The organism is Massilia psychrophila (assembly GCF_002760665.1).
Taxonomy (GTDB): domain Bacteria; phylum Pseudomonadota; class Gammaproteobacteria; order Burkholderiales; family Burkholderiaceae_D; genus JAFCUW01.
The window spans coordinates 1-8,823 of the sequence record NZ_PDOB01000063.1 but is presented as its reverse complement, the minus strand read 5'-3'; the positions used below and the strand labels follow the sequence as shown (position 1 = coordinate 8,823).

General features: G+C 52.9%; 7 protein-coding genes and 1 tRNA gene. 6 read left to right on the top strand and 2 right to left on the bottom strand.

The features are described 5' to 3' along the window. Positions 1–469: 469 nt before the first annotated feature. The 4 genes from CR103_RS21395 (at position 470) to CR103_RS21375 (ending at position 4,895) form a co-directional block, all read left to right on the top strand. A complete protein-coding gene (locus tag CR103_RS21395; protein ID WP_099917918.1) occupies positions 470–664 on the top strand; it encodes a hypothetical protein in 195 nt (64 codons plus the stop codon). Positions 665–724: 60 nt separating this feature from the next. After that, on the top strand, positions 725–1,081 hold the full coding sequence (locus CR103_RS21390) for a hypothetical protein (RefSeq protein WP_099917917.1): 357 nt from the start codon (positions 725–727) through the stop codon (positions 1,079–1,081). A 172-nt stretch (positions 1,082–1,253) separates the two neighbouring features. Continuing rightward, positions 1,254–1,826 carry a recombinase family protein gene (locus tag CR103_RS21385; RefSeq protein ID WP_099917916.1) on the top strand — a complete coding sequence of 191 codons (573 nt, stop codon included), beginning with the start codon at positions 1,254–1,256 and terminating at the stop codon, positions 1,824–1,826. 1,668 nt (positions 1,827–3,494) lie between these two features. Continuing rightward, complete coding sequence (locus CR103_RS21375; protein WP_099917914.1) at positions 3,495–4,895, top strand: hypothetical protein; 1,401 nt, start codon at positions 3,495–3,497, stop codon at positions 4,893–4,895. Positions 4,896–5,329: 434 nt separating this feature from the next. Here CR103_RS21375 and CR103_RS22330 read toward each other — a convergent pair whose 3' ends face one another. After that, positions 5,330–6,427, bottom strand: coding sequence for an HNH endonuclease (locus CR103_RS22330; RefSeq protein WP_143752710.1), 1,098 nt, complete (start codon positions 6,425–6,427; stop codon positions 5,330–5,332). Between the two features lie 309 nt (positions 6,428–6,736). After that, positions 6,737–7,702 carry a tyrosine-type recombinase/integrase gene (locus CR103_RS21360; RefSeq protein WP_099917911.1) on the bottom strand — a complete coding sequence of 322 codons (966 nt, stop codon included), beginning with the start codon at positions 7,700–7,702 and terminating at the stop codon, positions 6,737–6,739. Between the two features lie 96 nt (positions 7,703–7,798). On the opposite strand from CR103_RS21360, the gene CR103_RS21355 reads away from it, so the two are divergent. Both CR103_RS21355 and CR103_RS23930 read left to right on the top strand, forming a co-directional pair. Then, positions 7,799–7,874, top strand: a tRNA-Arg gene (locus CR103_RS21355). 767 nt (positions 7,875–8,641) lie between these two features. After that, the coding region (locus tag CR103_RS23930) for a DUF6444 domain-containing protein (RefSeq protein WP_307719733.1) at positions 8,642–8,823 on the top strand (182 nt) is incomplete at its 3' end.

The following is an 8,823-nucleotide window of genomic DNA, read 5'->3' as shown; positions in this document are numbered from 1 at the left end:
CCGCCCGCATTGCCAACTGTGGCCGGCATTAACATGCCAAAATCGGCACCGGAAAGCGGAGGGAATACAGAGAATTAGACACTAAACTCATCAATTTCATTGTCTCAAAGCGATTGACACATTCCGGAAATCTCCAACAACAAGAACAACAGTCGAGTCTTTACCGGCTTTTTGAAGTTCTTCCAAAGCGTTGATACCGGGGGTCTTTTTTTCACAGCAGATGAATTCTAGTGCTGACCTGGGGCGCAAGCCTGTGCCGATGTAGTGCCTACGTGTCCGCGTGCAGCCCTCCCTTTGTGCAATGCATGGGGAATGATACGAATCCCGGCAATCAGATACCGGACATTCGGTGATAGTGATCTAGCCATTGCATGATCTATCAATAGGCCCTGCCCTAGTGATCGTCCATCCCCTCGTGTCACCCACTGTGGTAAGTTGTTCGACGTGGTTGCGATCAATGTTTCATTAAATGGAGGCAGCAATGGGGACGGATGAGCCGCAATCGGACAATGCAAAGACTTATGGCGTGAAGCATGATGGCAAGGTAATCGGGTGGATTCCGAATACAGGAGACGGCAAGACTGATGCTGCTGCTGCGATGAAGGTGCTGAAGGACGCTGGCGTCTACGTACCTACAACTCCATTTCAGGGCATGTTCCGGTAAGCGTTATCGTTCTGCACTACCGCAAGCTACCTTTACAAGAAAGACCTGAGTAGACAGCCTGTGAATCACTACAGTGCTATTCCGTTCGTCGTCAACGCCGCGCTAGCGATTGAGCTTTACCTGAAGACGCTGTCAGCGGTGCACGGCAAGCCGTTGCGCGGCCATCAACTGCTTAAGTTGTTCGACAATCTCCCTGCTGTGGCTGTCGCAGAACTGGAAGCACAGTGCCCTGCTGCCGCCGCTGGTCACAACGTCCAGAAGGGAAAGTCTTATCGTGACTGCCTTCACGCGATGAACGATGCGTTTGTGGATTGGCGCTACCTCTACGAAAAGCAATCAACGGATGAGATAGTCTTCAACGAGGTGATCTTTTTGCTTGATGCTGCTCACCATGCTTGCAGCGCATATGACAAATAGCGAGCCTTTCCTTCCTTTGTAGCGTGTCAGCATAGGGTGTACCCCAGCACCACACGTTTGCCTGACAGTATTCGATATGGTTTGTGTCAGAGTAGGATCAATAGAGGAATTTGTTGACAGTCTTGCTCGATGGTCTTAGAATCTATCCTGACACTACACACAGGGATACACCATGAAGACCATAGGCCAGACCATCGGATATATCAGGGTGAGCAGCCTTGACCAAAACACAGAGCGACAGCTTGACGGTATCGAGCTAGACCAAGTATTCACCGACAAGGCTTCCGGTAAGGATACAGATAGGCCGCAGCTTCAGGCAGCCGTGAAACACGCTAGAGCAGGTGACACCTTCGTGATTCACTCCATGGATCGTCTAGCGCGTAATTCTGAGGACATGCAGCGGATCGTCAGGGAACTCAAGGCCAAGGGCGTGACTGTTCAGTTCATCAAAGAGAAGCTGGCGTTCTCAGCGGGTACAGACAATCCGATGGATGAGCTTATGTTTTCCATGCTTGCAGCCTTCGCACAGTTTGAACGGTCACTGATTCGTGAGCGCCAGCGGGAGGGTATAGCGATTGCTAAGGCCAAGGGTGATGTGTACGTGGGTCGCAAACCGGCACTCAACGCTGAACAGGTCGCTGATCTACAAGCCAAGGCCGCAACGGGAGCCAAGAAGACCGCCCTTGCTAAGGAATTCGGTATCAGTCGGGAAACCTTGTATCAGTACCTTCGGCAAGCTGCGTAGGGCGCTCACGCGGCCTTTTCCTGGCATTGGCTATGTCACAGGTAGGCCCAGCCTTTCAAGTGGCCTAGGGAGCGTCTCAAGGCACGTAACGTCCAAGGCTATTTACTTGCGCTTAATGAAATTTTTTATGTAGGGTGGATGAGAACGATTCTCATTTGAAGGGTTGCGCAGAACATAGGTGGAAACTTCAGAGCCGCTCAGGATACCCAACGGACAGCACTAGAAAGCTAAACTCTACAGCTAACAGGCTGTTGAAAAATCATTCAGCAGTGGGAAATTATTTAAACTGGAGACGAAATCTGCCCGAAATTTTAGCAAAAAAGAGGATTTTGCTAAAATTACAGGCATTTTGAGCTCATTTTTGCAGCGGTTTTCGCCGTTTGGTGGGGCAAAATTTCTTTTTTCAACAGCCTGCTAAGCATAGACCGATGAGCAGCGCCGGAAGGCTAAAACTTACGCCTAAGCATAGTACGTGACATGCGGGCCATGTCCTACCTTCTGATTAGCTATGGGGTAAGGAGCAGGCTTGTAGTCGCTCGCATTGACATCTAAGGCAAGACTACGATCCTCACCAAAACACACTCGGTTTGTCGTTGCCTAATTATTGCTATTTAGTTACTCACATGAAAGAGACGTTATGTATCAAACGGTTGAAAGCTTTTCGAACGAACTCAACCATTACCTCCTGAGCAGATTGAACTATCAGGAACGGTGCCAAGTCTCGCGAAAAGGGACGGTTAGTGCTTACTCGGAAACAGTGGACATATATCTGCGCTTTCCCCCAAATTCAGACCAGTGGCCTACCGATACTCTCGTCATTGCTAAGATTGCGTTCAACGGCCAGCGAGTGGGACACGGTACGTCTTTCCTACAGTTCTTGGTGGGGTTAAGCAGTATCTACGGGTATGCAAACATAGGTATTGAGCAGACTCATCAGGGCGATGGTATCCAAAACTTCGTACGCAAGCATGGATTCAAAGCGCTAGACAATAACCGCAACTGGGTTCTGTCAGTGACGGAACTGTCTCTAACACTGCCACAGCAAGAGGTGGCGTATTTGAACGTCTCGTCACCTGCAAATGTCATGCCGTAACAATGCTGCTTTCCCGCTTTTTTGACCGCTAACGGTGAAAAAGGTTGAGACCTCAGACACCTACGAGCAGCGCGCCAAAGCTAAAAGTTACTCCTAAGCATAGACGCTACATTTTTCCGCGCCTGCGTAGTGCCTCATTGGCATCCTCTTCCCTCCCTAGCTACGCACTCGTGTTGCCCGTTACTGGCGACCGAACTGCTGCTTTGGGCAACTCTTTTCTACTTAAACACCATGATAAACCACAACCATTTCCCAGCAAATAACTCCGACACCGTACCTGGCGAGCGGGGCAGTAAAGTCCACCCCAAACCCCTCTGCACGGACTGCCTAGAGGCGTCGCTGATCAACCGAAAGGAACCTATACAGCGTTTAACACTAGAACTCCCTTTGTCGCTGCACGCCCTGATTAAGACACGCTGTGCTTCCCACAGGATCAGCATGAAAGACGAAGTCCGAGCTATTCTGGAAGCGCACTTCCGCTCTGCCTAGTATTTAGTCGCGGGTCTCACGCGCTTTATTTTTCCCGGCGCCTTCCATCTCTCGCAGTCCTTTACGCACCTACCTCCCTGCCACACATGCCGCTCGTCACAGACGCTGCGGCTGCTATCGCTTCTGCAAAAATAAATTCTCACATGATTAACCATACAACCAAGATGGTAGTGCGCGCGCCGCATGCTGCCTCCAAGACTGCATTACAGGCGATCTATTCCCCTCCGACACGATACGAGCAGCCGTTCACTGGGTTCAGGATCGCAGCGACTGACAGAGCTGAATCCGTCGTGGCCGAAGTCGTTAGTCTTTTGCTGCGCTATGAACAACACCGCGCACCACGTAAGCGTAAGCGTAAGACCGGGGATTTTCAGACCTTCGAGCGCCAGGTCGAAGCCCTCGTTTGCGACCTGATCCATAGCGAACTCGCGCGTCCTGATGGGTGGCTTGCAATCGAACTGTCCAACACAGCCCTCGGCTCCCGTGACCGATACAAGTCAATAGCAATCAGCAAAACCCTCAAGGATGTACTGGGCTACATGGCGACGCCTGAGATGGAGTTAGTTAAGCACCGGCGCGGAGTGTGGGTTCCGTCTGACCCTAGCCTGAGCATGTTATCGACGATACGCGCGGGTGAACGCCTACGAAACCTTATTCAGGATCGCCAACTAACATGCGCTGATTTTACGCTCGACAATTCACAAGAGACCATCGTGCTCAAGGACACGAAGGCGGATCACAATGATGCTGGGTCTTGGCTTCAATATGACGATACCGACCAAACACACAAGTATCGTTCTGACATGGCGTTCATTAACGACGCGCTTGCTGAGGCAGATATTCAGTACCGGCCATGCCCTACGGATGGACAAGTCGTGGACACTGCTGATCGTCACCTGCGTCGGTATTTCAATAACGGATCGTTCCAGAAAGGGGGGCGTTTGTTCGGTGGGTTCTGGCTGAATATGTCCAAGATGAATCGCCGGGGTATCTTGATACAAGGTGTGCCAACGGTCACGCTCGACTTTGGGCAAATGAACCCACGGATACTCTACGGGCTGGCCGGTGAAAAGTTCAACGCTGAAGACGCTTACACGATACCTCGGCTAGAGGAATACCGTGATGGCGTGAAGGTTGTGTTCAATTCGATGCTCCATCGAACCAGCCCAATGAAGAAGAAGCCAAGAGGTTCCGCAGAGTTGTTTCCTGGGCACGTTCGCATCAAAGAAATCACCTCAGGGATCATCATCTTTCACAAGCCAATCGCGGACCTTTTCTACAAGGGGATAGGTCTCGACCTACTGTACAAAGAAAGTCAGATTCTGGTGGAAGTCCTCACCGAACTACTCAGGCTAGGAATCACCGCGCTTCCGGTGCACGACGCTGTCATCGTAGCTGAGCATCACCAAGATCAGGCGACGACGATCATGCTAGCTGTGTTCAAGAAGCAGACCAATATTGATGGGGTTGTGAAGGTCGATGCATAGTGCTGCACCTAGCGGCTGCTGTTCAGTAGGCGACCTTGGCTATGACTGTTCAGCATGCCACTAAAGGGGGGCAAGTGAGAAGAGGGGATCTATGGCTATCCCTTGGCTATTACTGTTCAGCATGACACTACAGAGCAGCTATTGAGCTAGGACAACCTATGGATACCTATGGATACCAATGGATATCCTTAGTAGGACTGATAAGGCATTAATCCTCAGATACCCCAGGCTGATGGTCTACACGTAGGCGCATTGATGCGGATGCAAACCTGATACCCGCTCAGGTCAGCAACATGGACGCCAGTAGAAGCGATTGCAGGCGTTCTCAGTGGTTTGCTGGCGCTGGCGGGCTATACCGCTGTAAGTTCTGCTGAACGTGGTACAGGGCTTCTTGGCCTCATCACAGGGATGCCTGAAACCAAGACGCTCGACGCTCAGTTAATTTGCTCCAGCTTGAGCAGGCGATGAGCGACCCGATGGCAGTTCGCACAAAGGCATTCCAAGTCTCCAAGCATGGTCACGTGCCCCTCATCCATGTCCTGTACCTGGGTTACCTTGTGGTGTACTTCGATACTGGCCTCGCCATGCACTCCGCCATACACCACCGCAGGATCGAGGTCGCATCGTTCGCATTTCAGTTTGCCATATAGCCGGCGGAATTGAGCCCTCTTAGCATTTGCCAAGCCTGCTCCGCGTTCCCTACGAAAATGTGTCACGGACTTCTGTTTTCCTTCGACCCAGAACTTGTCTACGGCTGGGCCAACGGGGACTGGCGCAGAATCTTGAATCGGATGAGCCGACTTAGGAAGTATAGTGTAGCCCGCCGAAGTCAAGATGCGGAAGCATGGCGATCCCTCACCGCCAGAGAAATGCTTGGGCATTACCTTGAACCCTAATGCTTCCGTTGCGGCTACGCCAAACACAGCCTTAGGCGGAAGTCGAATGTCCTCGTCTGTGACCAAATCAAAGTCCGTTGACTCCCCGAAACCGTGATCCGAATAGCCGCCTGTTAGCTTCTGGATCGCATTCCAAACGTGCTCGGACGTGACCTTGTTGAGGTCATCCGTAGGCAGTCTTTCGCGGCTGCGCGTGTCAACACTTGTCGGGGACGCTTGTAACGCATCGACGATAGACGATGACGCCAGACTACCCGCCAGTTGAATGCGAATGCGCTTCGTGGGATTACCACCTGTTCCTGAGGCAGATGCGGCCCGCCCGACTTTCTGCATTCTGTTGGTCATCAACTTGAAGCAATCATCCGGTAGTACGCTTCCGTCATCTGCCCCAAAGATGGCACGCTCCGATAACGGCAGATGCTGAACTCGGCTGCTATCGACCCAAGCGCCATTTATTCCGATCTTATTGTTTGCGAGTCTGCGAAGGATTTGGCGAAGCGCAACCGAGTAATCAGAATTGACTGCATCTTTGCCCTTCGTTCCACCTCGGCTGTGAAGGACGATTGCAGACTGCTCTATGTCGAACTGCGCATCTAGTGCATCACCTGCATCCGTTGTTATAGCGTATGTGGTCATCTTCGTTCAGCATATGTTCTGTTGACCCGATGCTACCACGGTTATTAGTGGGGGCTATTCGTGGGCATATTGATCGCATGGTCAATACCGCCGTGTCCTACCCGGAGGGCTGCTTAAGGCGCTGTTACGCTGTTGAAGAGAACTCGCCATGAAGCGATTACAGAGCTTTTGAGCCGATTGCTGAAGTTGCTTGGCTCTGCGCCCTGTAGCCTCCTGAACGCCTGGTAGAGCTTCCTGTGGCCTCACGGCAGGAGCGTGATTAAGCGAAGGGAGTGACTACTTTCTGCTCCATCGCGCATGGTTTTTTCGCTAACCCAGCTTCTGTACCAGCCCCTGCACATCAAGGTGAGTGTATCGGTCAAGCATCGACAGGGTTACGTGGCCTGTTATGCGTGCGACCTCAATCACGTTCAGGCCGCGCTCAAATAGCCGGGAGGTGGCCTCATGCCTTAGATCGTGGAAGCGCATGTGGTCCAAGCCAGCCCGCTCCACAGCCCGCTGGAAGGCTTGGGTGACAGACGAGGCGGCTAGCGTGAATACTGGGCCAGCCGTGGCCTCCTGCATGCCTTGGAGTACCTGTAGGGCGCGATTCGAAAGCGGCACGGTGCGGGACAGTCCGTTCTTCGTCTTGTCTAGGTAGATCGAGCGACGGTCAAGGTCAACATGTTCCCACTGGATGCCAAGTAGCTCAGAGCGGCGCATTGCCGTTTCCACCGCCAGCGGGACGATGAGCTTGAGTTGTTCGGACTCGGTCGCTTGCATTATCAAGTCAATTTGGTTAGGCCGGATGCGTGTACCGCGACCACGAGGCAGGGTGGGCCGGGGCGTCTTAGGGACGCCGTTGGGCAAGACGATGCCCCATTCGGTAGAGGCGATCACATACGCCCGGTGTAACAGATTGAGTTCATGCGTCACGGTCTGCGGCGACCTCAGGGCGAGCCTGTTGCGCTTGTATTCCGCGAGGTCTGCATGAGTCAGCTTGTGAACATGGTACGCCCCCAGTGCGGCCAGAACTGGCTTAGCGCGGGACAAGTCGGCTGCCGAGTATGCCTTCTTGTCGGACTCTTCCGCGAGATACCGTTCAAGTACTGCACGAACAGTGATGGATTGCTTGCTCGTGCTCCCTGCAAAAGCGCCACGGTTCATCTTGGCTTCAACTTCGTTTCCCCACGCCACCGCTACTGCCCTCAGGTCGAAGCTTTGGGTCTGAGTAGGGTAGCCCGTTTTACGGACCTGACATTTCCACTTGCCTCGATATTGACCAATTGTTGCCATGCGACTTCTCCAAGGTCGCGGTCGATTGTGCTCAACTGTGCTCAAAGTGTGCTCAGATCGTTAAAATCCTTCGCTTCTCTTCAGAAATTCCCCAGCGCGGCTGTAGCTCAGTGGATAGAGTATTGGCCTCCGAAGCCAAGGGTCGTGGGTTCGATCCCCGCCAGCCGCACCAGTTAAATCAATGGGTTACCGATTTTTGCGGGCTTGGAAGAAGTGAGTGTCGATCAACGCGCCGCGTTGTGTACCCGCTGTGTACCCCAAATCGATTAACGTCAAGTCGTGCGCTTAACGGACGGCATCGAATGTCGCCGCGCCAAATCAAATTTGATCACCTCCACCGCGCTGGTGCGTGCGATATCTGCAATCCGCAAAATTCGCGATTGACTGGTATCGCGGCCCGCTGGATGAGGATAGACCACACCTACCGCGACCTAGACGCCAAATTGTTCTTTGCCCCCGACGAGATTCCGGCCTGGACACCGCCGGTCAGTGGCGTTGACCGATGCTTACCACCACCTCCAAGCATTTGGTCGCAGGCCCTTGGGAGCCCAGAGTCTTGTCGGCCATTGCATAACATAGGTTCGCCAGGTCGATGGACCCTTTTGCCCGGCTTTCTGGTCGCCCCCCCGGAGCGTGGTGCCCACAAGCTGCACCAAATGCTCCTCAGTCAGATCGTCTCCTGGAGCGCGGCCATCTTGATCGCGCAGCCAGTCATCGAATTCATCATTGCCCATCTCAACTAAATCGAGTGACATAAATTTCCGTTAAAGTAAATGTGCGTCTTTGCCGGCAGTCCTATCCGACCCACGGCATAGACGCTGAACAGTCACGGACCATCGAGACACCGACGAGACCTGCTGGCTGCCAACAACCTCCGAAACCAGGTTGTGACTGTTCAGCGTGAGGCGTACAGTGCGAAAAAGGTTGTAAACAATATAGATGCGGTCCATCATGCTGGTCATGAAGAAAAAGCCGTCCCCGCCTGATTTGACCGACCTCACCCGTGGTGAGCTTGAAGTCATTATCGTGACGTTGTGGGACCGCCTGGTGGCACTGGAAACGAAGGTCGACAAGAATTCGAGCAATTCCAGCAAGCCACCTTCTTCCGACGGACTCGTCAA

Coding starts and splice junctions, on each gene's coding strand:
- CR103_RS21360 (WP_099917911.1), bottom strand. CDS start 7,702: ATGGCAACAATTGGTCAATATCGAGGCAAGTGGAAATGTCAGGTCCGT.
- CR103_RS21385 (WP_099917916.1), top strand. CDS start 1,254: ATGAAGACCATAGGCCAGACCATCGGATATATCAGGGTGAGCAGCCTT.
- CR103_RS21395 (WP_099917918.1), top strand. CDS start 470: ATGGAGGCAGCAATGGGGACGGATGAGCCGCAATCGGACAATGCAAAG.
- CR103_RS21375 (WP_099917914.1), top strand. CDS start 3,495: ATGCCGCTCGTCACAGACGCTGCGGCTGCTATCGCTTCTGCAAAAATA.
- CR103_RS22330 (WP_143752710.1), bottom strand. CDS start 6,427: ATGACCACATACGCTATAACAACGGATGCAGGTGATGCACTAGATGCG.